This is a genomic window from Rhodococcus sp. JCM 9793 (assembly GCF_055380405.1).
The window spans coordinates 2,848,814-2,874,382 of the sequence record NZ_AP043721.1; the positions used below are offsets into that span (position 1 = coordinate 2,848,814).

21 protein-coding genes and 1 pseudogene are annotated in these 25,569 nt (G+C 67.8%); 12 read left to right on the top strand and 10 right to left on the bottom strand.

The window, feature by feature from the left end; genetic code table 11:
- Positions 1 to 47 precede the first annotated feature (47 nt).
- From nirB to ACZ46K_RS15255, 4 genes are all read left to right on the top strand, one after another.
- On the top strand, positions 48 to 2,582 hold the full coding sequence (nirB, locus tag ACZ46K_RS15240) for a nitrite reductase large subunit NirB (RefSeq protein ID WP_464749070.1): 2,535 nt from the start codon (positions 48 to 50) through the stop codon (positions 2,580 to 2,582).
- An 88-nt stretch (positions 2,583 to 2,670) separates the two neighbouring features.
- Entirely contained in the window at positions 2,671 to 3,108 is a 438-nt protein-coding gene (gene nirD / locus ACZ46K_RS15245; protein ID WP_054807838.1) for a nitrite reductase small subunit NirD, read from the top strand.
- The gene (locus ACZ46K_RS15250) at positions 3,105 to 4,238 is read left to right on the top strand and encodes a uroporphyrinogen-III synthase (RefSeq protein WP_464749072.1); all 1,134 of its coding nucleotides are present in this window, start codon (positions 3,105 to 3,107) and stop codon (positions 4,236 to 4,238) included. Before nirD ends, ACZ46K_RS15250 begins: the two co-directional genes overlap by 4 nt.
- Complete coding sequence (locus tag ACZ46K_RS15255; protein WP_054807604.1) at positions 4,235 to 4,954, top strand: sirohydrochlorin chelatase; 720 nt, start codon at positions 4,235 to 4,237, stop codon at positions 4,952 to 4,954. Before ACZ46K_RS15250 ends, ACZ46K_RS15255 begins: the two co-directional genes overlap by 4 nt.
- A gap of 41 nt (positions 4,955 to 4,995) precedes the next feature.
- Here ACZ46K_RS15255 and ACZ46K_RS15260 read toward each other — a convergent pair whose 3' ends face one another.
- Genes ACZ46K_RS15260 through ACZ46K_RS15270 form a run of 3 tightly spaced genes read right to left on the bottom strand, consistent with a single transcriptional unit; the run spans position 4,996 to position 7,866 of the window.
- Positions 4,996 to 6,738 carry an NTP transferase domain-containing protein gene (locus ACZ46K_RS15260; protein WP_054810910.1) on the bottom strand — a complete coding sequence of 581 codons (1,743 nt, stop codon included), beginning with the start codon at positions 6,736 to 6,738 and terminating at the stop codon, positions 4,996 to 4,998.
- Positions 6,739 to 6,781: 43 nt separating this feature from the next.
- Positions 6,782 to 7,075 carry an MGMT family protein gene (locus tag ACZ46K_RS15265; protein ID WP_464749075.1) on the bottom strand — a complete coding sequence of 98 codons (294 nt, stop codon included), beginning with the start codon at positions 7,073 to 7,075 and terminating at the stop codon, positions 6,782 to 6,784.
- Positions 7,076 to 7,077: 2 nt separating this feature from the next.
- On the bottom strand, positions 7,078 to 7,866 hold the full coding sequence (locus ACZ46K_RS15270; protein ID WP_464749077.1) for an alpha/beta fold hydrolase: 789 nt from the start codon (positions 7,864 to 7,866) through the stop codon (positions 7,078 to 7,080).
- Between the two features lie 84 nt (positions 7,867 to 7,950).
- Between ACZ46K_RS15270 and ACZ46K_RS15275 the strand changes: the two genes are divergently transcribed.
- Together ACZ46K_RS15275 and ACZ46K_RS15280 are read left to right on the top strand one after the other, a co-directional pair.
- Positions 7,951 to 11,307: an ATP-dependent helicase gene (locus ACZ46K_RS15275; protein WP_464749079.1), complete on the top strand. Its 3,357-nt coding sequence runs from the start codon at positions 7,951 to 7,953 to the stop codon at positions 11,305 to 11,307.
- Positions 11,304 to 14,654 (top strand): ATP-dependent helicase, encoded by a 3,351-nt coding sequence (locus tag ACZ46K_RS15280; RefSeq protein WP_464749081.1) that lies wholly within the window; start codon positions 11,304 to 11,306, stop codon positions 14,652 to 14,654. Before ACZ46K_RS15275 ends, ACZ46K_RS15280 begins: the two co-directional genes overlap by 4 nt.
- 49 nt (positions 14,655 to 14,703) lie before the next feature.
- Here the strand turns inward: ACZ46K_RS15280 and ACZ46K_RS15285 are convergent, their stop codons facing one another.
- Entirely contained in the window at positions 14,704 to 15,093 is a 390-nt protein-coding gene (locus tag ACZ46K_RS15285) for a DoxX family protein (RefSeq protein WP_464749083.1), read from the bottom strand.
- 34 nt (positions 15,094 to 15,127) lie between these two features.
- On the opposite strand from ACZ46K_RS15285, the pseudogene ACZ46K_RS15290 reads away from it, so the two are divergent.
- Positions 15,128 to 15,865: pseudogene (locus ACZ46K_RS15290) on the top strand (potassium channel family protein); the annotation flags it as partial.
- Between the two features lie 10 nt (positions 15,866 to 15,875).
- Positions 15,876 to 16,775, top strand: coding sequence for an NAD(+) diphosphatase (gene nudC, locus ACZ46K_RS15295; RefSeq protein ID WP_054807708.1), 900 nt, complete (start codon positions 15,876 to 15,878; stop codon positions 16,773 to 16,775).
- Here nudC and ACZ46K_RS15300 read toward each other — a convergent pair.
- Positions 16,753 to 17,388, bottom strand: coding sequence for a TetR/AcrR family transcriptional regulator (locus ACZ46K_RS15300; protein ID WP_054807707.1), 636 nt, complete (start codon positions 17,386 to 17,388; stop codon positions 16,753 to 16,755). The genes nudC and ACZ46K_RS15300 overlap by 23 nt on opposite strands.
- 120 nt (positions 17,389 to 17,508) lie before the next feature.
- Between ACZ46K_RS15300 and ACZ46K_RS15305 the strand changes: the two genes are divergently transcribed.
- A complete protein-coding gene (locus ACZ46K_RS15305; protein ID WP_054807706.1) occupies positions 17,509 to 18,351 on the top strand; it encodes an SDR family NAD(P)-dependent oxidoreductase in 843 nt (280 codons plus the stop codon).
- A gap of 60 nt (positions 18,352 to 18,411) precedes the next feature.
- On the opposite strand, the gene ACZ46K_RS15310 is transcribed toward ACZ46K_RS15305, so the two are convergent.
- Positions 18,412 to 18,681 carry a mycoredoxin gene (locus tag ACZ46K_RS15310; RefSeq protein ID WP_054810660.1) on the bottom strand — a complete coding sequence of 90 codons (270 nt, stop codon included), beginning with the start codon at positions 18,679 to 18,681 and terminating at the stop codon, positions 18,412 to 18,414.
- 131 nt (positions 18,682 to 18,812) lie between these two features.
- Between ACZ46K_RS15310 and ACZ46K_RS15315 the strand changes: the two genes are divergently transcribed.
- A complete protein-coding gene (locus ACZ46K_RS15315; protein WP_464749088.1) occupies positions 18,813 to 20,948 on the top strand; it encodes an ATP-dependent DNA helicase UvrD2 in 2,136 nt (711 codons plus the stop codon).
- Positions 20,949 to 20,969: 21 nt separating this feature from the next.
- Here ACZ46K_RS15315 and ACZ46K_RS15320 read toward each other — a convergent pair whose 3' ends face one another.
- The 3 genes from ACZ46K_RS15320 to ACZ46K_RS15330 form a co-directional block, all read right to left on the bottom strand.
- Entirely contained in the window at positions 20,970 to 21,980 is a 1,011-nt protein-coding gene (locus tag ACZ46K_RS15320) for an alpha/beta hydrolase (protein ID WP_464749091.1), read from the bottom strand.
- 103 nt (positions 21,981 to 22,083) lie between these two features.
- On the bottom strand, positions 22,084 to 22,968 hold the full coding sequence (locus ACZ46K_RS15325) for an alpha/beta fold hydrolase (protein WP_464749093.1): 885 nt from the start codon (positions 22,966 to 22,968) through the stop codon (positions 22,084 to 22,086).
- Between the two features lie 112 nt (positions 22,969 to 23,080).
- Entirely contained in the window at positions 23,081 to 23,440 is a 360-nt protein-coding gene (locus ACZ46K_RS15330) for a VOC family protein (RefSeq protein ID WP_054806919.1), read from the bottom strand.
- A gap of 140 nt (positions 23,441 to 23,580) precedes the next feature.
- On the opposite strand from ACZ46K_RS15330, the gene ACZ46K_RS15335 reads away from it, so the two are divergent.
- On the top strand, positions 23,581 to 23,721 hold the full coding sequence (locus ACZ46K_RS15335; protein ID WP_464749095.1) for a hypothetical protein: 141 nt from the start codon (positions 23,581 to 23,583) through the stop codon (positions 23,719 to 23,721).
- A 122-nt stretch (positions 23,722 to 23,843) separates the two neighbouring features.
- Positions 23,844 to 24,161: a WhiB family transcriptional regulator gene (locus ACZ46K_RS15340; RefSeq protein WP_464749330.1), complete on the top strand. Its 318-nt coding sequence runs from the start codon at positions 23,844 to 23,846 to the stop codon at positions 24,159 to 24,161.
- Positions 24,162 to 24,207: 46 nt separating this feature from the next.
- Here ACZ46K_RS15340 and ACZ46K_RS15345 read toward each other — a convergent pair whose 3' ends face one another.
- On the bottom strand, positions 24,208 to 25,533 hold the full coding sequence (locus ACZ46K_RS15345) for an AarF/UbiB family protein (RefSeq protein WP_054810498.1): 1,326 nt from the start codon (positions 25,531 to 25,533) through the stop codon (positions 24,208 to 24,210).
- Between the last annotated feature and the right edge of the window lie 36 nt (positions 25,534 to 25,569).

Consider the following 25,569-nt stretch of genomic DNA (forward strand, 5'->3'; position numbering starts at 1 on the left):
ACCAGTACCAGCACAGCGCCACCTGCACGAAGAGAAAGCGAAGAACCATGAGCCGCAAGAACGTACTCGTCGCCGGTCACGGCATGGTCGGACACCGTTTCGTCGAGGCGTTGCGCGCCCGCGACGATCAGGATGCCTGGTCGGTCACGGTGCTGTGCGAGGAAGCGGAACCGGCCTACGACCGTGTCGGCCTGTCGTCGTACGTCGGCTCGTGGGACCGCAAGGAACTTGCCCTCGCCGGCAACGACTACCGTGGAGACGACCTCGTCGATCTTCGGATCGGAAGCCGTGCCGCCTCGATCGACCGGTCGGCGCGCACGGTCACCACCGGCGACGGGGAGGTCCTCTCCTACGACGCGCTCGTCCTCGCGACAGGCTCCTTCGCGTTCGTGCCGCCGGTCCCCGGCCACGACCTGCCCGGGTGTTTCGTCTACCGCACGCTCGACGACCTCGACGGCATCCGTGCCGCCGCGGCACGGACCGTAGCCGCCGCGGAGGCGACCGGCGCGAGAGCGGACGGCATCGTGGTCGGAGGCGGCCTGCTCGGCCTCGAGGCCGCGAACGCCCTGCGTGGCATGGGCCTGACGGCACACATCGTCGAATACAACGACCGCCTCATGCCCGCCCAGGTCGACGAAGGCGGTGGCAAGGTCCTGGACCGGCTCGTCACGGGCCTCGGCCTCGTCACTCACACGGGGGTCGCCACCGAGAAGATCGAACCGGGGTCTGCGGGTCTGCGGGTGTCGCTGTCCGACGGCAGCACGATCGACGCGGGTCTGGTCGTGTTCTCGGCCGGTGTGCGACCCCGCGACGAGCTGGCACGGGAGGCCGGACTCGACCTCGCCGGCCGAGGCGGTGTGCTCACCGATCTCTCGTGCCGCAGCACCAACGACGAGGCCGTCTACGCGATCGGTGAGGTCGCCGCGGTCGACGGAGTCTGCTATGGCCTCGTTGCGCCCGGCTACAGCACCGCCGAGGTCGTCGCCGATCGGCTGCTCGGCGGCGACGCCGAGTTCCCAGGCGCCGACATGTCGACCAAACTCAAGCTCCTCGGTGTCGACGTCGCGAGCTTCGGCGACGCACACGCACGGACCCCCGGCGCGCTCGAGGTGGTGCTGTCGGACTCCGCCAAAGGCACGTATGCGAAGCTCGTCGTCTCCGACGATGCCAAGGTCCTTCTCGGCGGCATCCTGGTCGGTGATGCCTCCTCGTACGGTTCGTTGCGACCCCTGGTGGGACGTGAACTGCCCGGCGACCCGGCATCGCTGATCTCACCGGCGGGGGAGAAGCCCGGAGCGGGATCATTGCCCGACGACGCCGAAGTGTGCTCGTGCAACGGCGTCACCAAGGGCGCGATCTGCGGGGCGATCGCGGAGGGCGCATGCGATATCGCGCAGATCAAGGGATGCACCAACGCCGGTACCACCTGTGGTGGTTGCCTCCCCACCGTCAAGCAGCTGCTCGCGTCGTCGGGTGTGGAGATGTCGAAAGCACTGTGCGAGCACTTCGAGCAGTCCCGCGCCGAGTTGTTCCAGATCGTGCAGGCCACGGGGATCCGTACCTTCTCGGCACTCATCGAGCGTCACGGCACCGGTCGCGGCTGTGACATCTGCAAGCCTGTCGCCGCGTCGATCCTGGCGTCGACCGACTCCGATCACATCCTGCACCGCAGCCAGGCAGGTCTGCAGGACACCAACGATCATTTCCTCGCGAACATCCAGAAGAACGGTACCTACTCCGTGGTGCCGCGGATGCCCGGCGGTGAATGCACTGCCGAGCAGCTCATCGTCATCGGCGAGGTGGCCCGCGACTTCGGGCTCTACGTGAAGATGACCGGTGGCCAGCGCGTCGACCTGTTCGGCGCCCGCGTGGAGCAGCTGCCGCTGATCTGGAAGCGACTCGTCGACGCAGGCATGGAGTCCGGTCAGGCCTACGGAAAGTCGCTGCGGACCGTCAAGAGCTGTGTCGGCTCCACCTGGTGTCGTTACGGCGTGCAGGACTCGGTGGGGATGGCGGTCGACCTCGAGAACCGGTATCGGGGGCTGCGGTCTCCGCACAAGCTCAAGTTCGGTGTGTCCGGGTGCGCGCGTGAATGTGCCGAGGCCCGAGGCAAGGACGTCGGCATCATTGCAACCGAGGGCGGCTGGAACCTCTACGTGTGCGGCAACGGCGGTCAGTCGCCCAAGCACGCACAGTTGCTCGCCGGCGGTCTCGACGACGAAACCCTGGTCAAGTACATCGACCGGTTCCTCATGTTCTACGTGCGGACCGCAGATCGGCTCCAGCGCACCGCGCCGTGGCTCGACGCGCTCGACGGCGGGCTCGATCACCTCCGGGCTGTCATCTGTGAGGACAGCCTCGGCATCGGCGAAGAACTCGAGGCGTCGATGGCCAAGCACGTCGCCGGGTACAAGGACGAGTGGGCCGGCGTACTCGAAGACCCCGAGAAACTGGCCCGATTCGTCTCGTTCGTCAACGCTCCCGACGAGGAAGACCCCACCGTACAGTTCGACGATTCCGGCGCACGCAAGGTTCCTGTTCTGATGGGTATGCCGGCAGTCAGGACCGGCGAGGCAGAGTGAGACGTGATTACCCGGTGGGAACCGCCGGGTAACGCAGTCGAAACACCGCAGGACCAGAATTTCGGGTAACAAGTCTCGAGGAGGACCCATGACCGTCATCGCGATGCCGACCGCGGAGACCACGTCACGCGACAGTGTGTTGAACGGCCGGCTGGAATGGACATCGGCCTGCCCCCTGAGCCACCTCATCCCCGGACGGGGAGTGGCCGTGTTGCTGCGAGGGGGCGAGCAGGTCGCGTTGTTCCTGCTCGACGACAGCACGTTGCGTGCGGTCGGAAACATCGACCCGATCGGTCGCGCCGCCGTGATGTCGAGGGGAATCGTCGGTGACCGTGCTGGCGAACCGACCGTCGCGTCGCCGCTGCTCAAGCAGGTCTACTCGCTCGACGATGGTCGCTGCCTCGACGATCCCGCTGTGAGCCTGCAGGTGTACGACGTTCGTGTGTGGGCAGGGGTCGTGCAGGTTCACAGCCCGCTCCGCGGCAGCCGGAGCATCGAGGCCGTGGACACCGGCGTCGTTTCGTGAGCTCCGAGAACACGCCACTGCGCGGGTTCACCATCGGAGTGACAGCGTCGCGGCGCGCGGACGAGTTCGCGACGCTGCTCACCCGGCGAGGCGCCGACGTCGTCCGCGCTCCTGCGATCCGGATCATCCCGCTGTCCGACGACGCCGAGCTCGAGCACGCCACGCGTGCCATCGTCGCCGCTCCGCCCGACGTGACCATCGCGACCACCGCGATCGGTTTCCGCGGATGGATCGGTGCGGCGGACGGCTGGGGGCTCGCGGACGATCTGTCGCGGGCACTGAGCGCGAGCCGCATCCTCGCGAGGGGGCCGAAGGTGACGGGGGCGATTCGGGCCGCGGAACTGCGAGAGGAATGGTCGCCGGAGTCCGAATCCTCGAGCGAGGTCCTGGAGCACCTTCTTGCGGAAGGTGTCGAGGGAAAGCGGATCGCCGTGCAACTCCACGGGGAGCGGACCGAGTGGGAACCCGGCGAAGACCTGTGCGATGTGCTGCGCGCCGCCGGGGCCGATGTCGTACCGGTGCCCGTGTACCGCTGGACTCCGCCCGAGGATTCGACGTCGCTCGACCGGATGATCGAGCAGATCAGCGATCGCGCACTCGACGCCGTGACCTACACCAGTGCACCGGCGGTCGCGTCGATGTTGATGCGGGCCAAGGCAACCGGAATGCTCGAACCGATGCTGCAGGGGTTGCGTACCGGAGTGACCGCTGTGTGTGTCGGTCCGGTGACCGCCGCGCCGTTCCTCGAACTCGATGTGCCCGTGACGATGCCGACGCGGGCGAGGCTCGGATCGCTCGCACGCCACATCGCGGAGGATCTGCCCCGGCGGGCCGTCCGGATCACCATCGGCGCGCACGTCCTCGGGCTGCGGGGTCGGTGTGTCGTCGTCGACGACGAGGTGCGCTGCCTTGCCCCCGCGGGCATGGCACTGATCCGGGCACTGGCGGCGAGGCCCGGAAACGTGGTTTCCCGTGAAGAACTATTGGCCGTCCTACCCGGTGGTGGTGGCGACACCCACGCCGTCGAGACCGCGGTGGCGCGGCTTCGCTCGGCGCTCGGTGTGCCGGCTCTCGTCCAGACCGTCGTCAAACGGGGATACCGCCTGGCAGTGGAGTTGGAGGAACGATGAACCCGACCGACCCGGCACTGCTCCTCGTCGCCCACGGCACCCGGAATCCCCGGGGAGTCGAGATGATCGCGCAGCTCGCAAGCGAGGTGTCGCGGACAGCGGGGACGACGCGTGTGGCGTTCGTCGATGTACTCGGACCCTCGCCCGCGGAGGTCCTGCGTGACAGTGATCGCCCGACCGTGCTCGTTCCTGCGTTTCTCGCGTCGGGCTATCACGTGCACACCGACGTTCCCCGCGAGGTCGCCGAGAGCGGTCACCGCGACGTCGTGGTGACAGAAGCTCTCGGGCCGGATCCGGTGCTGGCGCGGGTACTGGTGTCGCGCTTGCGGGATGCGGGATGGCGACCCGGCGACGCGGTGGTGCTCGCGGCAGCGGGGTCGTCCGATCCGCGTGCACTGTGCGACGTAAGGTCGGCAGCGCGGATGTTGTCGGGGTCGACCCGCAGTGCCGTGCGCATCGGGTATGTCGCGACCGGAGCTCCGCGGGTATCCGACGTGGTGGACGAATTGCGGGCGCAGGGGGCTCGCCGAGTGTTCATCGCGTCGTATCTGCTGGCCGAGGGCCTGTTCCACAGCCGGCTGCTCGAGTGCGGCGCCGACGGTGTCGCTGCGCCGCTCGGGGTGACCGACTCGATCGTCGAGCTGGTCGTGCGGCGCTACCGGACCGCGGTCGACACCGCTGATTGGCCGAAGGTGACCTTCACGCACTCCGAGTGACCGAAGGTGACATTCACTTGCGCGCGGGAGGACCGCGGCGGTCAGCGGGGCAGGAGCATGAATTCGACGATGTCGCCGTCGGCGGCATTCGGCGGCACCAGGGCGATCGCGGAACGGCCGATGAGTCCGGCCAGATGCGACGTTCGAATCGTGTTGTCGCAAACCCATTTTCCGTCGGCGAGTTGTCGCGCGGGGAGGAAGCGGGTGATGTCCCCGGCAACCTCCGCTGCGTTCGCCAGTGGCGCCGTCAGCGGTGCCGCCGACGTGCGGAGCGTGCGCCCGTCGACGATCGCGGGCAACATCACCAGCAGAGTTGCCAGTGCCGCAACGGGATTGCCCGGAAGGCCGAGCACTGCTCGACCGTCAGGAAGTACCGCCGCGACCTGGGAGCCTCCCGGCTTGCACCGAACTCGTTCGACCACCACCGAGGCCCCGGCACGGTCGAGTGCACCGCGCAGCTGATCGGCCGCCCCGCGACCGGTTGCGCCGACGATCACGATCGCGTCGGCGTCAGTGGTCCTGCGGAGCAGGACGTCGAATGCGTCGGCAGTGTCTCGGAGATGCCCGTCGCCGACAACCTCCGCGCCGCACCACGACACGAACTGCGGAAGAACCGGCCCGAGTGAATCTCGGGTCTGGCCCTTGCTCAGCGGGCCGCTACGACGGATCTCGTCGCCCGTGAGCGCCAGGTGGACCCGCACAGGGCCGCGCACGTCGACTCGTGACACCTCGCCGCTCGCTGCCGTCGATACGACCGCGGGCGTCACGGCCGACCCTGCGTCCGCCAGGACGTATCCGGGTTCCCACTCCTCGCCGATGCCGCGGAAGTCGTCACGCACCGGAGCGTCCGGGATTCGTGTGACGATCCCGTCCTCGACGACGACGTACTCGTCGCGCACCACCGACATCGCGCCCGACGGTAGATGCGCGCCCGTGGCGATACGGGCGGCCTCCCCGGGATCCAGCCCGAATTCACTCGCGGCCCCGGCGTATCGGACCTCCGTCCGCAGTGTCCACGGGCTGTCCCCGGAGACTGCGTACCCGTCCATGGCGGAAGTCGCGGCCGGAGGCAGTGGTGCCGCGGCGACGAGTGGGGACGCGAGTGTGGATCCGAAGGACTCGTCGTATGCAACAGTGCGAATCGGCAACGGACGCTGAGCATCCCGAAGAAGCTTTCGCGCTTCGTTCGGGTCCGCCGGGGTGCCCGTGGCTACTCGGGCGCGATGCAGATCGTGGGGTGTGTCGCAGTCCTCGGTGCCGGGCACTGAGGCGGTGACGTAATGCTCCGGCAGCAGCGCCTTCATGGGCTGACCGGAGGGGTCGGGTCCGAGTGCAGACAGACGTGCGGCAAGTGCGCGTCCACGCCACGCTGCGAGCAGAAACTGCAGGTTTCCGCCGTTGTCGACTGCGAAGGCCGCGTCCGCGTCGGGTGCGGCGTCGAGCGCACCGACCAGAGCCGCGATCGACCCGGCGGTGACGAAAGGGAGATCGGCCGCGAGGGTCACGACGATCTCTGCGGTGGGGCGGGCGGAGGCCAAGGCGGCGACAGGCCCGCCACCGGTCGGCGACTCCTGGGTCTGGACGACGGTAGGGGCGAGATCATCGCGGTGCGGTCCCACCACTGTGACGCGGGAAAATCCTTCCACCGCGGCGAGAGCGGTGTCGAGCATCGATCGACCCCCGACCACGAGTGTGGGCTTGTCGACGCCACCCATCCGGGTCGCTCGCCCTCCCGCGACGATGACGGCCTCGGACCCGGACGCAGATTCGGACGGCGTGGACATGCACTCATGTTGCCCGACACCGTCCGACGATGTGCGCACGCCGTCAGAAAGTGTGACGGGCACGGCGCATGTCGACCCGACCCCCGGTGATGGGTGTGCCCTCGAGTGCGAGTCTGGACAACTGACGATGGGCGAGGTGTGCGGCCGGTGTGCCGGACGCCGGGACCACCCGGTGCCAGGGCAGATCGGAACTGTCGGTCCGCATGATCCACCCGACGGTGCGGGGGGTGGACAGACCCGCCGCGTCAGCGAGGTCGCCGTAGGTCGCAACGGATCCGGCCGGAATCGACGCGACCAGCGCGCGTACATGCTCGATCTGAGCGTCCGTCGTGACCATGCCTACAACACCTTCCTGACCAGCTCTGCCGTACTCGCGGGCATCGCCTGGTCGATCATGTGGTCGCAGTCGAGCTCGTGCATCGTCAAATGGGATCCGAGCCGCTCGGCCAGTGCCGCGCGGAAGTCGTCCGATGTATACGGGGGCCGGACCCTGCCGGCACGTGCGAGGACTGTGGGGACGTGGGCGGGCGGCAGCACGAACTCGCGTGCGAGTTCGCCCCACGACGCCACCAGGGCCGGCACGCAGTAACGCCAATTCACCCGGCCGGAGTCGAGCGCCACCAGATGCTCTGCGATCTCCGCCTCGAGAAGTTCCGGGGCAACCTCACCCCAGTCGCCGTGCACCTTCTCCGAGCGGGCCTCGGCCTCATCGGTGTAGTCGGGAAAGCGCACGGTGAGCTCGGCGACTTCGAGCAGCCGGTCGGGCGGCAGCGCGATCGCAGGATCGAGCAGGACGAGCGCGCGGACCCGGTCGGGTGCTGCGGCGGCCAGGTGCAGTGCCAGTGCGCCACCGAACGAATGCCCCACCACCGTGGCCGGCTCGCGGGTGTGTGCGCCGAGGACACCCAGAAGATCGTGGATGTGGGATTCGAAACTCCACGGAGGCTCCCACGGCGACCGGCCGTGGCCCCGCAGATCCGGAGCTATCACGCGGAGGTCCGGAAGATACCCCTCTGCCAGGTTCTGCCAGCGCCTGCCGTGACCGGTCAGGCCGTGCAGGGCCAGCACCGGTGGGCCGTCGGTTGGCCCGAACAGGTGGGTGTGGAGGGGCGATGCGGAGGCGCTCACCTCGCTCACTATGGCACCCGGGGGAGACCACGGTCGACGGAGGTGGTGCGTCTGCCTGTCGGACCTGTCTGCTGGGATATCGACATGACCGACGTCGATCTCCGTACGGGACTGCGGGGCGCTCCCGAGCGCCCACGCCGCCCTGCCGCGCGGCTCGTGCGGCGGCTGGAAGACAGGTCCGTGCCCCGGGAGTGGACACCGGACGTCCAGCAGGTCTTCGCCGATGGCCCGCCGGCCCCGCAGTGGCGACCGTTTCAGGTCCTCGGTGGTCCCGGCACCGGAAAGACCTCCCTGCTCGTGGACCTCGCGGTGCATCGCATCGCGTCCGGGGCTCAACCCGACTCGGTGCTCGTGCTCACCCACTCCCGGCGTGCGGCCACCGCGGTGCGCGAGGCGATCACCGCGGGTCTGTTGAGCGCGGGGGCGGCGACCGACCCGCGCGCCACCCGCGAGCCGCTCGTCCGCACGGTCCACTCGTACGCGTTCGCAGTGCTGCGTCTGCAGGCGTCCGCGCACGGGAATCCTCCGCCGCGGTTGATCACGGGGGCCGAGCAGGATGCGGTGCTGCGTGAGCTGTTGCGCGGCGACATCGACGACGGCGCGACGATGTGGCCGGAGCGTCTCCGGCCCGCGCTCGGCATGACCGGTTTCGCCGTGGAACTGCGGGACCTGATGTTGCGGGCCAACGAACGCGGTCTGGGTCCCGAAGACCTCATCGAGCTCGGCGGGCGCCGTGAGCGCGCAGAATGGGTCGCGGCCGGGTTGTTCGCGCAGCGGTACGAGCAGGTGATGCTCCTGCGCGGAGCGGTGGGGCTCGAGGCTCCCGAAGCCACCGCTCCGGCGCTCGACGCTGCAGAACTGGTCGGTGCGGCACTCGCCGCGTTCGCGACCGATCCGGACTTGTTGGCGGGTGAGCGCACTCGCATCCGGCACCTTCTCGTCGACGACGCTCAGCATCTCGATCCGCAGGCCGCGCACCTTGTGCGCGTTATCGGCACGGGTACCCGCACGAGCACGATCGCGGGCGACCCCGACCAGAGCGTGTTCTCCTTCCGGGGAGCAGACCCGGAGTTCCTCACCGGGCTCGGCGAGCACGATCCACGGCGTCGCATCATTCTCGGTACCGACTTCCGTGCGGCGGCGGAGATCGCCTCCGTCACGGGTGCGATCGCCGGACGTCTCCCCGGACTTCCGCCGCACCGAGGTGCCGCGGTGCCCGGTGATCCCGCCCCCGGTGACCTCGCCGCGCGGCCCGCTGGGGCCGACGACATCGGGCACGTGCGCGTGGCGGTGATGTCGTCGCAGGCGAAGGAAGCTGCCGTCGTCGCCGACACCCTGCGCCGCGCCCATCTTGTCGACGAGGTGCCGTGGTCGAAGATGGCTGTGATCGTCCGATCCGTACCGCGTGTGCTCGCGCCCCTTCGCCGTGCACTTCTCGCGGCCGGTGTGCCGATGACCACGGCCGCGTCCGAGCTTCCCCTGGCCAGGCAGCACAGTGTCGCCGGGATGCTTTTGGTGCTGCGGGCGGTGTCCGAGCGCCGGTTCGGTCCCGAGGAAGCGCTCGCGTTGGTGTCGGGCCCGGTCGGAGGCGCCGAACCGGTCGCGTTGCGTCGCCTGCGGCGCGGACTGCGCCGGGTCGAACTGGCATCCGACGGCGATCGCGACTCGGCCGATCTCCTTCGGACACTGCTCGTCGAGGACTCTGCCGATTCCGACCGGATGATGCGAGGCCTGACCGACGTGGAGGCGGCCCCGCTGAAACGGGTGTTGTCGGTGGTGGCCAAGGCGCGATCGGCGTTGCTGCGGGGCGGCGGTCTCGAAGACGTGTTGTGGGCGGCGTGGCAGGCCACCGGCCTCGAACGTCGCTGGGTGGCGGCCTCCGCGCGCGGCGGCCCGGTGGGTGCACAGGCCGACCGCGATCTCGACGCGGTGGTGGCGCTGTTCGATGCGGCAGCCGACTACGTCGACCGGCTTCCACGTGCCCAGATCTCCGGATTCGTCGACTACCTCACCGAACAGGAGATCCCGGGCATGGTGCGCAGCCGTGCCGCGGCCGAATCCGAGGCCGTCACCATCCTGAGCGCGCACTCTGCGGCGGGCCGGGAGTGGGATGTCGTGGTGGTCGCCGGCGTGCAGGAAGGGTTGTGGCCGAGCCTACGGGCGCGTGGCACCTTGCTCGGCATCGAAGCGCTCATCGACGCGGTGTCCGGCGCCGACGGAGGCGACGACAGCACAACGCGCCTCTCGCGTACGGCGCCACTGCTCGCCGACGAGCGGAGGCTGTTCCTCGTCGCCTGCAGTCGTGCCCGCATGCACCTTCTCGTCACCGCGGTCGATTCGGTCGGCGGCGACACCGAACTCGTGAGGTCGCGGTTCGTCGACGAACTCCTCGGCCACGACGACGAGAACGGTTCCGAGCAACCGGTCGTGCCCGACGAGGTGCGCACCCGCGTTCTCGCCCTGCCCGCGCTCGTCGCGGAATTGCGTTCCGTCGTATGCGATCCGGTGCTCGTGGAGCACGAGCCCGACCGGGTGCACCGTGCCGCCGTCCAACTCGCGCGGCTCGCTCGCGCAGGAGTGCAGGGCGCCCACCCCGACAGATGGTACGGCACAGCAGATCCGAGTACCGCGCTGCCGCTGTGGGAACCGGACGATGACGCGGTACGCCTGTCGCCGTCCACCGTCGAACAGCTCGTCACCTGCCCTCTGCGCTGGATGTTCGAGCGACACGGCGGATCCGACGGCGAGAACTCGCACGCGGTGACAGGAACTCTCGTGCACACCCTTGTCCAGGCGCTCGCCGGGCGAATTCCCCCGGAGCGGATCGATCAGGCGCTCGAGAATGCGTGGGGTTCGGTCGACCTCGGTTCCGACTGGTACGCGCGACGCGAACTCGAACGGACACGCAGAATGCTCGACACCTTCTCGACATGGTTGCAGGGCACCCGCAGCGAACTCGAAGAAGTGGGCGTCGAGGTCACCGTCGACGGCATGATCGAGCCCCGTGAGCCGGGTGCGCCCCGGATACGACTGCGCGGGCGTATCGACCGGCTCGAACGCGACCCCGACGGGCGCCCCGTGGTGGTCGATGTCAAGACCGCGAAGAATCCCGTGTCGAAGGACGCCGCGCGCGACCACGCACAGCTGGCGGCCTATCAGGTAGCTGTCGCCGAAGGCGCCGTCGAAGGGGAACCCGCCGCAGCACCCGGGGGTGCGCGCCTGGTGTTCGTCGCGAAGCCACACAACAAGGAAGGCGCCACCCAGCGGATCCAGCCACCCCTCGACGAGGAGGGACTCGAGCACTGGCGCGAGGTGATCCACGAAGCGGCGGCCGCTACCCGCGGGCCACAGTTCCTCGCTCAGGTCAACGACGGATGCCGGCACTGCCCGGTCCAGTCGAGTTGCCCCGCGCACGATGAAGGCAGGCAGGTGACCGGATGAGACGGGCCCGGGTGAGCGCGGAGCAACTCGCCGAAGCACTCGGCCAACCGTCCCCGACCACCGAACAGACCGCCGTCATCGAGGCGCCGATGGGTCCCGCACTGGTGGTGGCCGGAGCAGGGGCGGGCAAGACCGAGACCATGGCGGCGCGAGTGGTCTGGCTCGTCGCGAACGGATACGTGGAGCCGGAGCAGGTGCTCGGCCTGACCTTCACACGCAAGGCCGCGCAGCAGTTGACCACCAGGATCCGTCGGCGGCTCGCGAAGCTCGCCGGGGCGTCGCTGATCCGCGACCTCGACCCCACCGGTGGCCTCCGTACTCGGATCCTGGGCAGCGAACCCGAGGTCGGGACGTACCACGCGTACGCGGGGCGCTTGCTGGGCGAGCACGGGCTGCTGCTGCCGATCGAACCGTCCGCGTCGTTGCTCTCGGAAACCGAGCTGTGGCAGTTGGCGCACCGCGTGGTCAGCGCGTGGGACGGCGAACTCGACACCGACCGTAACCCCGCGTCGGTCACCGAGACCGTCCTCGCGCTGTCCGGTCAGCTCGCCGAGCATCTCGTCGATCCCGAACAGCTGGCCGAATCACACACCGAACTCGACACGCTGATCCACACCTTGCCGGGCGGGCCGGGACAGCGCGGTGGGCCGTCGAAGACGCTTCTCGGTTACCTCGAGACCCAGGATGCTCGCGTGCAGCTGCTCCCGCTGGTGCAGCGACTCGCCGAAACTCTGCGCCGTGAAGGCGCACTCGACTTCGGTAGTCAGATGTCGCTCGCGGCGCGTGTCGCCCGAGATCATCCGGAGGTCGGGGCAGGTGAACGCGAGCGGTTCCGGGTGGTCCTGCTCGACGAGTACCAGGACACCGGGCACGCGCAGCGGATTCTGCTGTCCGCACTGTTCGGTGGCGGTCAGGACGGCGGACTCGCCGTCACCGCCGTGGGCGATCCGATGCAGTCGATCTACGGATGGCGTGGTGCCTCGGCTGCGAATCTTCCTCGTTTCGCGACCGATTTCGGGCTCCCCGACGGCGAGCCCGCACCGAAGCTGGAACTCCTGACCAGCTGGCGTAATCCGCCGGAGGCACTCGAACTCGCCAACGTGTCGTCCGAGCCGCTGCGTGAACGCGGTGTCGCCGTGAGCAGGTTGAGGCCGCGGCCCGATGCTGTCCCCGGCGACGTGCGGATCGCGCTGCACACCGATGTCGACGCCGAACGCAACTGGGTGGCCGACCGGATCGCCGCCGAATACGCAGCCGCGCGCGCCGAAGGCGTACCGCCGCCCACGGCTGCGGTTCTGGTGCGCCGCAACGCCGACGCAGCTCCGATCGCCGAGGCCCTACGTGCCCGAGGATTGCCGGTAGAGGTGGTCGGCCTCGGTGGTCTCCTCCACACACCCGAGGTCGCCGACGTTCTCGCGATGCTGCGTCTCGCCGCCGACCCGATGGCAGGCAGTGCTGCCGTGCGGGTCCTGACCGGCGCCAGATGGCAGCTCGGCGCCGCCGACCTGCGTGCGCTGTGGCGGAGAGCTCAGGAACTGGCGATCACCGGCAGGCACGGGGTCACCGGCGCCGTCACGGATCCCGATGCACTCGACGACGCCCTCGATTCGGCCTTGCCCGGTGAGTACGCCGACCAAGCCGGGCTTGCCGATGCGATCTCCGATCCCGGTAGGCCGGAGCAGTATTCGAAGTTCGGATTCGCACGGATCACGGCCCTTGCCCGCGAACTCGCGTCGTTGCGTGAAAGGCTGGGGCAGCCACTGACCGAACTTGTGGCCGAGGTCGAACGTGTACTCGGCATCGGTATCGAAGCCCAGGCCCGGGTCGGCAGCCGCAGCGGGGTGGCCGGCCGCGAGCACCTCGATGCGTTCGCCGACGTCGTTGCGTCCTTTGCAGGTCGCGGCCACGCGACACTGCCCGGTCTGCTCGCCTACCTGTCGGCAGCCGAGGAGATCGAACAGGGACTCACACCGGGAGAGGTCGAGGTCGACCCGGAGCGGGTCCAGATCCTGACGGTGCACTCGGCCAAGGGCCTCGAATGGCAGGTCGTGGCCGTCCCGCACGTGAGCACCGGAATCTTTCCGTCGACCACCGGGATATCGACGTGGCTCGGTGCGCTCGCCGAACTCCCGCCAGGGCTCCGCGGCGATCGTGCTCAGCCGGGAGACGAACCGAGCGGGAGCACCGACGGTGTGCCCGTGCTCGACCTCGCCGACCTGTCCGACCGCAAGATGCTCGAGAACGCGATCGGTGCCCACAAGGATGCCCTCAAACGGCGCAAGCACGACGAGGACAGGAGACTGTTCTATGTGGCGCTGACCCGAACCGAGCGGGCTCTGTACGCGTCCGGACACCACTGGGCCGATGCCGGGTCGGAACCCAAGGGTCCGTCGGAGTTCCTCACGGAATTACATGCACTGCTGACCGCACGCCCGGAACTCGGAGCGATCGAGCAGTGGGAACCCGCACCCGAGCCGGGTACTACCAATCCGATGACCGAGACGCCGCGCAGCGCCGTGTGGCCGCGCGACCCCCTCGGGACGCGGCGCGGCGCGGTCGAACGTGGTGCCGCGTTGGTCCTCGACGCGGTGTCCGCGGGTGAACCCGAGCCGCTCGACGATCCCGACGACGATCCCGACGAGTGGGCAGCAGACGTCGACGCGCTCCTCGTGGAGCGCGACCAGCGTGCCGAACTCGGCGCTGAAGTGGTGATGCCCGCGCAGCTGTCGGTCAGCCAACTCGTGGATCTTGCCGCGGATCCCGACGCTCTCGCGGCGCGTCTGCGCCGGCCCCTGCCGTTCAAGCCCAACCCGCTCGCGCGCCGCGGTACAGCGTTTCATGCGTGGCTCGAACGCCGCTTCGGCGCGACTCGGCTGCTCGATCTCGATGAACTTCCCGGCGCCGACGACGAAGGCGGCGACGAATCCGACTTCGACAGGTTGCAGGAAGCGTTCCTGCGGTCGACGTGGGCCGCACGGAACCCGATCGAAGTCGAGGTGCCTTTCGAAACCTCCTTGGCGGGCACCGTGATCCGCGGCCGCATCGATGCGATCTTCGAGGATCCGGACGGCGGCTGGACAGTGATCGACTGGAAGACCGGCGCCGAACCCGACGCCGACAAGCTCGCGTCGGTGGGGATGCAGCTCGCCGCGTACCGGTTGGCGTGGGCGAGGTTGATGGCGGCGCGTACCGCGCGAATCACCGGGCGTCCCGCAGAACTTCCGCTCGACAAGGTCCGTGCGGCCTTCCACTACGTGAGGACGGGCCGGACCGTGGCGCCCGACGACCTGCCGGGCGCCGACTCCCTCGAACGGCTCGTCAGGTCGGCGGGTGCCGAGAACGGGTGAGTGTGATGTCGACGTTCGTGTCGTTGCCCGGCGCGCCGGTGGGAGGACGTCACGAACGGGCGATACGCCGGACCTTCAACGCTTCGGTGACGAGTGGAATCTGCAGGGGAAGTCGGGCCACGGCCACGGCCTTCGCGGCGGGGGAGACGCGGTCGCTGCGGAGCCAGTGCATCGCCATCTGCACGTTCGCGGGAAACACGGCGACGAACAACGCCGCGGCCAGGGTGCCACCGAGCCTGCGGGTACGGGGAACCGCCAGCGCCGTGGCGACGGCCAGCTCGGCAGCACCCGACGCGTAGGTGTAGTGACGAGCCTCGCCCGGCAACTGTTTCGGCACAATACTGTCGAACGGCGCCGGCAGGACGAAATGCAGGACGCCGGCACCAGCGAGGAGAGCGGCGAGGCGCAACGCCGGGCCGCGGGAACGTTGCGGGGACATGCACGTCACACTAGCGCTCTGCGCGTAGGCTGCCGTTCTGGTCGGCGCGACACGCTCGGCGCCGGCCGAGAACCCGCGACATGCATTCGAGATTCAGCGATGGAGGCGCCGCGTGCGTAATCACACCGTCGTCATCGGCTACGGCACCAAGGGCCGCACAGCCGTCGACGCGATGCTCGGCGACGGGGTTCCCCCCTCTGAGATCGTGGTCGTGGACACCGACCCTCACGCGCTCGACGCAGCGGAACGGCAGGGACTCGTCACTGTGCAGGGCTCGGCCACCAAATCGGACGTGCTGAGACTCGCAGGCGTCCAGCATGCCGCCGCGGTGATCGTGGCGGCGAACCGGGACGACACCGCGGTTCTGGTCACTCTCAGCGCGCGCGAGATCGCGCCGAAGGCGAAGATCGTTGCAGCGATCCGCGAATCGGAGAACACCCATCTGATGCGGCAGTCGGGAGCGGATTCGGTGGTGATCTCGTCCGAGACCGCCGGCCGGCTCCTCGGCATCGCGACCACCACCCCGAACGTCGTGGAGATGATCGAGGATCTGCTGACACCCGAGGCGGGTTTCGCGATCGCCGAGCGCGACGTGGACGAGAGCGAGGTGGGTGGGTCGCCCCGCCACCTCAAGGACATCGTTCTCGCGGTGGTGCGCGACGGCCGCATGTGGAGGATCGGTTCCCCGGAGGTGGATGCGATCGAGCCCGGTGACAAGCTCCTGTACATCCGGCTGGTGTCCGGTTCGGCTTCCGGAGCGATGCGCGGTTAGTGTGCACGGTGTGACGACCTTCGCATTGGGTGAGACGCCGTTGTTGTCGCGCACCGTCGTCGAGCGTGCCGAGGAATTGCGCTCCGACGTCGACGCGCTTCGTGTCGGTTGGGTTACCGCGAAGCTCTTGCGGATCGATCGCCGAGGCCAGGCGCCTGTCGACGGGTCGGTGCTCGTGCTGGCCGATGCCACCGAACTGGGCCCCGAGCCGGTATCCGGCGCAGTGTTCCTCGGGATTCGCGACGGTCTGCACGTGTGGGCGGTGCGCGTGCTCGCGCAGACCGGAACGGTCGCCGACCTCCGCCGCGTGGGCGAAGATCTCGGTGATGCCGACGCCGATCTGATGGTCAGTGCTGTGGCGCTGCTCAATTGGCATGACCAGGCCGCGTTCAGCGCCGTCGACGGTTCTCCCAGCGAGCCCACTGTCGCGGGCTGGTCGCGGATCAGCACGGTGACCGGCCACGAGGAATTCCCCCGAACCGATCCGGCCATCATCTGCCTCGTTCACGACGGCGGCGACCGCGTCCTGCTCGCTCGCCAGCCGACGTGGCCCGAGCGTCGCTTTTCGGTGTTGGCGGGATTCGTCGAGGCGGGGGAGTCGCTCGAAGCGTGCGTGGTTCGCGAGATCCGCGAAGAGGTCGGCGTCGATGTCCATGACGTGCAGTACCTCGGGAGTCAGCCCTGGCCGTTCCCGCGCTCGCTGATGCTCGGCTTCTCCGCCGTGGCAGACCCGGAGCAGAACGTCGAGTTTCTGGACGGCGAGATTTCGGAGGCACAGTGGTTCACCCGCGAGGAGGTGCGCGCGGCCCTCGAGGTAGGCGACTGGGCATCCTCGGAAGAGGCGCCGCTGTTGCTGCCCGGTTCGATCTCGATCGCGCGCGGCCTGATCATCGGCTGGGTGAACGGCTGATCGCCGAGTCACCCGTTCGTATTCCGTCCAGCGCGACCTCGACCGTACGGTCGGCGTAGTCGGCCGTCAGCGGTCCGGTCCGGAACAGCCATCGCTGGGTGAGCGGCGAGAAGATCGCATCGAGTGCAGCGTCGAGGTCCAGGTCGTCGGGGAGTTCACCCGATTCCTGCGCGGAGCGGAGCCGCTGCTTCTTCAGTTCTCGTGTCGGTGCCTCGAACCGCTGCAGATACTCCTCGGCGAGTGCGTCGTCGGTGAGGACCGCGACGGTGAGCGCGCGGAGCGGCTTCTCGAAGGTGGGATCGTGCAGTTCCTCGATCGTCGCGCGCAGGACCGTCTTCAGATCCGCGTCGAGGTCGCCGGTGTCGGGTAATCCCGGCGAGCTCGCAGCACCCCCATCGCCCATGTTCTTACGCAGGAACGCGTCGAGGAGCACCGCACCCTTGGACGGCCACCAGCGGTAGATCGTCTGCTTCCCGACGCCGGCGCGCGTGGCGATTGCTTCGATCGACAGGCGACCGTAGCCGACATCGGCGACGAGTTCGACAGCCGCATCGAGGATTGCGATGTGCGAGGCGGTGCTGCGTCGTGAACGGTTCGGTTCGAAGGGGGGCATGGCGTGATCATAGCCCACACGAGACGAGACGGACCGTATTGACATAATCGAGAGATGGAACTACCGTCTCGTTCGTAACGAGACGGATCGTCTCGTCTTATTCTGAAGGAGGCGCAGTTGATGCGATCTGACGCAGGAAAACGCGTGTGGTTCGTCACCGGAGCGAGCCGCGGTCTGGGCAGGGCGTTCGTCGACGAAGCGCTCGCAGCGGGCGATCGTGTCGTCGCGGTGGCTCGCACGATCGATACCGTCACCGATCTCGACGACGACAGGGTGCTCGGACTCGCCGTCGACGTCACCGATCGCGCCTCTGTCTTCGAAGCTGTCGACACCGCAGTCGAACGTTTCGGGCACATCGACATCGCGATCAACAACGCCGGCACCATGTGGTCGGGATTCGTCGAGGAATTCGACGAAGCTCAGGTACGCGAGCAGATGGAGACGAACTTCTTCGGGGCACTATGGGTGAGTCAGGCGGTCGCGGGGGCGATGAGGCGGCAGCGAGACGGTCATCTCGTGCAGATCTCGAGCATCGGCGGCGTCGTCACCGGCCCGACCTCGGGAATCTACAGCGCCAGCAAGTTCGCGCTCGAAGGAGCGAGTGAGGCGCTCGCCGCGGAACTCGCGGGTTTCGGCGTCGACGTCACCATCGTCGAACCCGGCGGATACTGGACCGACCTCTATACGGGAATGGGATTCACCGAACCGTCGGACGACTATGAGCAACTCCGCGCGCAGATTGCCGAACAGTTCGCGGACACCAGCATCGACAGCGAACCGGCGCTCGCGGCGACGGCGATCAGGGCACTCGTCGACAGTGACGAGCCGCCACTACGTCTCATCCTCGGCAGTGCGGTGCTCGACGCCGCCGTCGACGCGGCGAAACAGCGCGTCGACACCTGGATGGAATGGGAGCAGGTGAGCCGGGCCGCGGAGTCTGCCGTCCCGGCTCCCGGCGAATGAGTATTACCGGACGGGTCGGGCGGTGCAGGTAACGGGCCGGCACCGCCCGCTCAGGGCCGACTACACGCCCAGTGCGCGCTTGACCGCCGACAGCGGCGGATTGGTCGCGGTGGTTCCATCCGCGTACTTGACCGTCGGAACGACGTGGTTGCCGCCGTTGACGCTGCCGACGAACTCTGCGGCTGCGGGATCGGCCTCGATGTCGATCTCGGCGTAGCCGATGCCGTTCTCGTCGAGCTGCTTCTTCAGCCGCTTGCAGTACCCGCACCACGTGGTCGAGTAGATGGTGAGGGCGTGTGTGTCGGTGGTCGTCGTATCGGTGGTCGTCATGACGGCGACAACGTCGCAGGGGCGCTGATCTGTTCCACCGACCCTTGAAATGTGTTCTCCGACACAGGTGGCGCGCGGGATGGTGACGCCGGTCGGCCGCGATGTCGGTCCGCACTGCCATGATGGAGGCCATGCGTGTGGAAGCAGCGGTGGACGGTCTCGACCCGGAACAAGCAGCAGCAGTCCTCGCACCGCGGGGGCCGGTGTGCGTGCTCGCCGGCGCCGGTACCGGCAAGACCCGCACCATCACACGACGGATCGCGCACCTCGTCTCCGACGGCCACGTCTCGGCCGGGCAGGTCCTCGCCGTCACCTTCACGGCGCGCGCTGCAGGGGAAATGCGGTCGCGGCTCCGGGAGCTCGGGGTCGGCGGATCGGGTCCGCAGGTGCAGGCCCGTACCTTCCACGCCGCCGCTCTGCGGCAGCTGCGCTACTTCTGGCCGCAGGTCGTCGGAGACATTCCGTGGCACCTGCTCGACCGCAAATTCGCGGTTGTGTCGCAGGCAGCGCATCGCGCCGGATTCCCGACCGACACCGACACGGTCCGCGACCTCCTGTCCGAGATCGAATGGGCGAAAGGGTCGCTCCACGCACCCGAGGACTACCCAGCGGCCGCGGCTCGGGCACGGCGTGAGCCACCTGCCGACGCCGAGCGGGTCGCGAAGGTCTACGCCGGGTACGAATCGCTCAAGAACCGGGGCGAGGACGGCATTTATCTCGACTTCGACGATCTGTTGTTGCAGACGGCGGGCGCTCTCGAGAGCAATCAGACGGTGGCGGAGGAGTTCCGCGACCGATATCGCTGTTTCGTCGTCGACGAATACCAGGACGTCACTCCGTTGCAGCAGCGCGTGCTCGACGCATGGCTGGGCGATCGAGATGATCTGACGGTGGTCGGCGACGCGAACCAGACGATCTACTCGTTCACGGGAGCCTCACCGAAGCACCTGCTCGACTTTTCACGTCGGTTCCCCGAGGCCACCATGGTCCGGCTCGAACGCGACTACAGATCGACCCCGCAGGTCGTCGACCTTGCGAACCGGGTGATCGGTCAGGCTCGGGGCCGGATCGCCGGAACCAGGCTCCAGTTGATCGGACAGCGCTCGCCCGGGCCCGAGCCGGTCTTCGCCGAGTACGACGACGAACCTGCCGAAGCGAAAGCTGTCGCGAAGGCCATCGCCACGCTGCTCCGCGATGGTGTGACGGCGTCCGAAATCGCTGTGCTGTATCGGATCAACGCTCAGTCCGAGGCCTACGAACAGGCCTTCACCGAGACCGGCATCCCCTACCAGGTACGCGGGGGCGAAGGGTTCTTCCAGCGCGCCGAGGTGCGCCAGGCGGTGAACGAACTGCGTAAGACCGGCTCGCGCGACGACCTGCCCGAGGACGCGGACCGCGGAACCAACCTGATCAGCTTGGTCCGGGCAACTCTCGTCCCGCTCGGGCTGACCGACGCCGAACCCGCAGGCACCCAAGCGCGCGAGAGGTGGGCGTCGCTCACCGCCCTCGTGCAGCTGACCGAGGAACTCCTCGAACACGAACCGGACCTCACTCTCGCGAGCCTGCTGCGCGATCTCGCGGCGCGCGCCGAAGCCCGGCAGCCACCGACCGTGCAGGGCGTCACCCTCGCGTCGCTGCACGCGGCGAAGGGGCTCGAGTGGGATGCCGTGTTCCTCGTCGGGCTGACCGACGGCATGCTGCCGATCACGCACGTCACGGGCGACAAGGACACCCCGCCAGACGAAGCCGGTATCGAAGAGGAACGCCGGCTTCTGTATGTCGGGGTGACGCGTGCGCGCGTGCATCTGCAGTTGTCGTGGGCATTGTCACGCACCGATGGTGGGCGGAAGACCCGTCGCCGGTCACGCTTCCTGCTGGGTCTGATCCCCGACAGTTCGCCGGCGTCGAAGATCATCGAACCGGCGTCGACCAAGAAGAAGCGCCCGCAATGCCGAGTCTGCGGGAAGCCGTTGATGACGTCGACCTCCACGAAACTCGGCCGGTGCGAGGGATGTCCGTCGAACCTCGACGAAGACCTGCTGGTGGCGTTGAAGGACTGGCGACGCGACCGGTCCAAGGAACTCAAGGTTCCTGCCTATGTGGTGTTCACCGACAACACCCTGGTCGCGATCGCCGAACAGCAACCCGCCGACGATCGGGCGCTCGTGTCGATCCCGGGAATCGGGGCGAGGAAGCTCGAACAGTTCGGGGCGGATGTCCTTGCGCTCGTGCGCGGGGAGCGGACCGCCGACACCCTGGATCTGTAGGACTCGACCGATCTGTAGGACTCAGCGCGTCTGCAGTGCCGGGGCGATCGTGGTGTTCCACGCTTCCCGCAGCTGATCCTCGAACAGTGCCCAGGTGTGGGCGCCCGTCTCGCGCATCGACACCGTCGCCGGGACACCGGCTGCTTCGAGCGAATCGACGAACATTGCGGTGCATCGGTAGACGAGTCCTTCGACGACCATGCCGCCGACCGGCGGGACCGCACCCTCCGGGATCTGGTCCACCGCGCCCACAGCCCCGCGAGACGCGCTGACGTACACGGCGGTACCGGCGAGTTTCGCGGCGTTGGCGGCAGGGTCGTGTGCTTTCCACCCCCGGCTGCCGGGCGGGCCCCACATGTTGAACGGGTTGTTCAGCCCGCTCGCGATCATCGTCGAGATACCCACGGTGGCAAGGAGATTGCTCGGGGCCGGGCATCCGCTGAATGATGCGGCAGCCTGGTACAACTCGGGCGCTTGGATCGCAAGGTCCAGCGCAGGCCCGCCGCTCATCGACAACCCCGCGACGGCGTTGAGTCCGGTCCCGCCGAATTCGCGGTCGATCACGCCCGGCAGTTCCCGGGTCAGATAGGTCTCCCACATGTTGATTCCCAGGATCGGATCGGGAGCACCCCAGTCGGTGTAGAAGCTGAAGCGTCCGCCGATGGGTAGCACTACCGTCACGTCCTTGTCGGCGAAGAATGCGGGTGCCTGCGAATTGTTCATCCAGCCGACGCCGTCCTCGCCGCCGAGTGCGCCATTGAGGAGGTACAGCGTGGGAAGCGAGCCGCCGTGTGCAGGTCGTAGAACGTCGTTGGAGATCACCCGATCCATTGCGGGAGAGTAGACGTCGACGACGGTATGGGTGGGGGAGACCGCCCGGGTCTCCACCACATGCGGTGCACGGTTCGAGACCTCAGTAGCCTCCGGTGGTTGCGGCTCTGCCGCGGGCTGCGCTGCGGCCGGCGTGCTTGCTCCGACCCCGAGCACCACGGCGGCAGCCGAAATCGACAACACACGCAACACTGAACTCACACACAACTTCTGCACCACCAGATAGTTGCACGCCACAAGTCGCAAGAGGTTGCGGGGCGATGTTGGGTCGGTTGCGATCGGGTCTCGGACCGGAGATCCTCACTCACCTCTGTGGGTGGAGAGCGCCGATCAGTTCCGTGTCGAGTGCGGCCGCGGGTGTCATCGGCATCGTGTGATGTGTGGCTTCGTCAAGGGTCACCACCCGGATCCGTCGGTGTGTCTTCGCGATGTCGGCGGCAACGCGGCGACTGTCGTGGGCCTTGCTGTCTGCCGCGAGGATGATGGTCGTGTCGGGTTTCATGGAACGAAGGTGGGCCGGCTCAGGGCGAGGTGGAACGACGGTCTTCGTCGCCGGGAAGTATGCGGCGCCCTGCGCCGACAAGTCCAGCCAGTGCTCGTCGATCGCGTGGCCGTTCGTCTCCCACACGATGAAGCTGCGTTGACGCTTCTCGCTCGGGCGGAGCAATACGGGCAGCGCGCGGGCCAGATACCGAGGGCGCATCCCGGCGAAGCACGAAGTGGGGTCGAGCAGGATCAGCTTCTCGACGCGATCGGGTGTGCGCAGTGCATAGGCGAGGGCGATCATCGCCCCGTACGAATGGCCGATCAGTCCGAAGGATTCGGCGCCCACTCCGTCGACGACGGTGGTGAGCCACGAGAGCAAGGTGCTCGTGGACTTGATCGGTGTGCCGTCGGCGATGCTCCGGCCGGCGTCTCCTATCAGGTCGATCGCGTGCACCCGATGCCTCGCCGCGATAGCCGCGACGTTGCGGAACCACACCGTGGACGTCGCTCCGCCGCCAGGCAGTAGCACGACGGGCGGCGCGCCGTCAGGACCGCAGGAGTTCACGCGGGTCGTCCCGTACTCCGAATCCAGATCCGTGCTGGTGACGTCGGCCGGCCACTTCTCGAGCACTCGATCGTAGGCGCGGTAGAACGCGGCGCCCTCGGCTGTGGCGGCGAAGTCGGTGATCGGTACAGCGGGCATCTGAACCTCCCGAAATAGCTCGATACATCGAGATACTTGTTATGTCGAGATAGACATGGGCGGCGGAGTCGACTCTGTTCGTGCAGGTGAAGCGACCGGATAGTAGGGCACGTCAGCCGTTGCACAGGCAGAAGTGGTGTCCTGCCGGATCGCGGAACACCCGGAAGGTCGTTGCCGGCTCGAGCCCGTCGATGCGGGTGGCGCCGAGGTCGAGTGCCACTCGCTCGGCATCATCGAGGTCAGGGACGTGGAAGTCGAGGTGGGCGAAGACGCCCTCTCCCGGCCACATGCGAGGAATGAAGTCCGGTGCACGCTGGAACGCGAGCGCAGTGGCATCGTCCCGGGCGAGTTCCACCCACTCGTCCCGGTCATCCGAGATGCGCCAGCCGAGCAGGTCGCGGTAGAAACCGGCGAGAGCACGCGGGTCGGGGCAGTCGAGCACTGGGATGAATCTCGTCGTCGCGAGTGCCATGGATCCACCGTAACTCTCGGCGGAGACGAACAAAAATGCAGGTAGAAAATAACTTGTGTCATCCGAGTGGGCATCACTACTCTGGATGACGATGTCACGGGAGAGCCCGTGCACGAACCACGCGGCAGGAGGTAGCACCGATGCTCGGCTTCACAGCGCTCGCACTCATCGCTGCCCCCGTCGCCGGGGCAGCCGACGTGGCTGCTCCGCGCGCCCGTCGTGCGCGTGCCGCAGCTGTTTCGTCCGTGGCCAGGGATCTGCTCGAGGTTTGCCTCCGGTAGACGATTACGAATTCCAGGCCACGGACCCCGCCCAGCGGACCGTGGCCTTCTTGCTTTTCGGCCCGGTTCGCACCGCATTTCATCCGAACCATCGAAAAGGAGCTCTCGTGCCGAGCGACATTCTGTCGACCGCCCCGCACGATTCCGAGGAGGATACCGCTGCGCGTGCCGGTATCCTGCCGTGCCACAAATACGACCCGGACCTGTGGTTCGCGGAGACGCCCGCCGACCTCGAACGTGCCAAAGAACTGTGTTCCGCATGCCCGGTGCGTTCGCGGTGTCTCGCTGCCGCCCTCGACCGTGAGGAGCCCTGGGGAGTGTGGGGCGGCGAAATCCTCGACCGCGGAACGGTCGTCGCCCGTAAGCGTCCACGTGGGCGTCCGCGCAAGCATCCCGTCGTCGGCGATCCCGACAAGGAGAAGGAATTGGTGTGTGCATGATCCACTCGGACGGCCGCGGGGACCGACCCCCGGCCGCCCGGGGCGGTCACTCGTCGACGAACCCCGGCAGCCACTCGGTGAGGATCCGCATGTAGGGCGCGTACGCGTCGAGTTGAGCGCAGATCCCCACCGAACCCAACAGGACCCGGAAGACGCTCAAGTACTCGGGCGGAAGATTCAACGTGCGTGCAGTTCGGAACTGAGGACTGGAGAAGTCGGTGGCAACACCCGCCACCTGCTGCAGCCAGGAACGGGTGAAATGGAACGACTCGGTCCGTATCGGGTCGGTGAACGGACGGAGATAGCCGGCGATCTCCCGATCCGTCACGGTCCGGCCGGGCAACACGAACTTGTTGTCGTACAACAGTTCCGTCAGTTCGTCGAACCGCTCGTCGAGCGCAAGCCGGACCATCCTGCCCAGCACCGGTGGGAAACCGTCCGGCATCGCTGCGGTAGCGCCGAAATCGATCACGCCGAGACGTCCGTCGTCGAGCAGCATGAAATTGCCCGGGTGCGGATCGCTGTGCAGCATCCCCACTCGCATCGGTGAGGAGAAGTGGAACTCGGCGAGCAGGGCGCCTGCGCGGTTCCGTTGCTCCCGTGATCCGCCCGTGATGATCGACGACAATGGTGTGGCGGAAAGCCATTCGGTCACAGTGACTTTGGGCGCGCTTGCGACAACACGTGGAACCATGAACTGGGGGTCGTTCTCGAAGGCCTTCGAGAACGCACGCTGATTGTCCGCCTCGCTGCGATAGTCGAGTTCTTCCTCGGTGCGGGCCGAGAGTTCGTCGAGGATCGCCCGCACATCGGTGCCAGGCATCATGGTCGAGAACAGACTCGCGAATCGCGACAACGTCTTGAGGTCTGCGCGCAGGGCCTCGTCGGCGCCCGGGTACTGCACCTTGACCGCAACCTCGCGGCCATCGGACCACACTGCCCGATGCACCTGACCGATGCTGGCCGACGCGGTCGGCACATCGTCGAATGACGCGAACCGCTCGCGCCACTTGGTGCCGAGCTGCTGGTCGAGCACGTGATGCACAGCCTTGGCCGGCAGGGGCGGCGCCTCCGCCTGGAGTTTCGTCAGGGCCTCTCGATACGGCTCGGCGAACTCCTCGGGGACCGCGGCCTCCATTACGCTGAGCGCCTGCCCGAGCTTCATGGCGCCACCCTTGAGTTCGCCCAGCACGGTGAACAACTGTTCCGCGGCCTTCGCGGCCATTTCGGCGTCGATCTCGTCGCGATCGCCCCCGGCCAGGCGCCTGCCGAAGCCCACTGCGGCGCGTCCCGCCATTCCCAATGGAATGCTCGCGAGTTTGGCGGTGCGGGAAGAGCTTCTGCGCGGGATGTCTGCCACGCACACCATCATGCCTGACCGAGCTCGCATCATCTCCGCCCCGGGGTC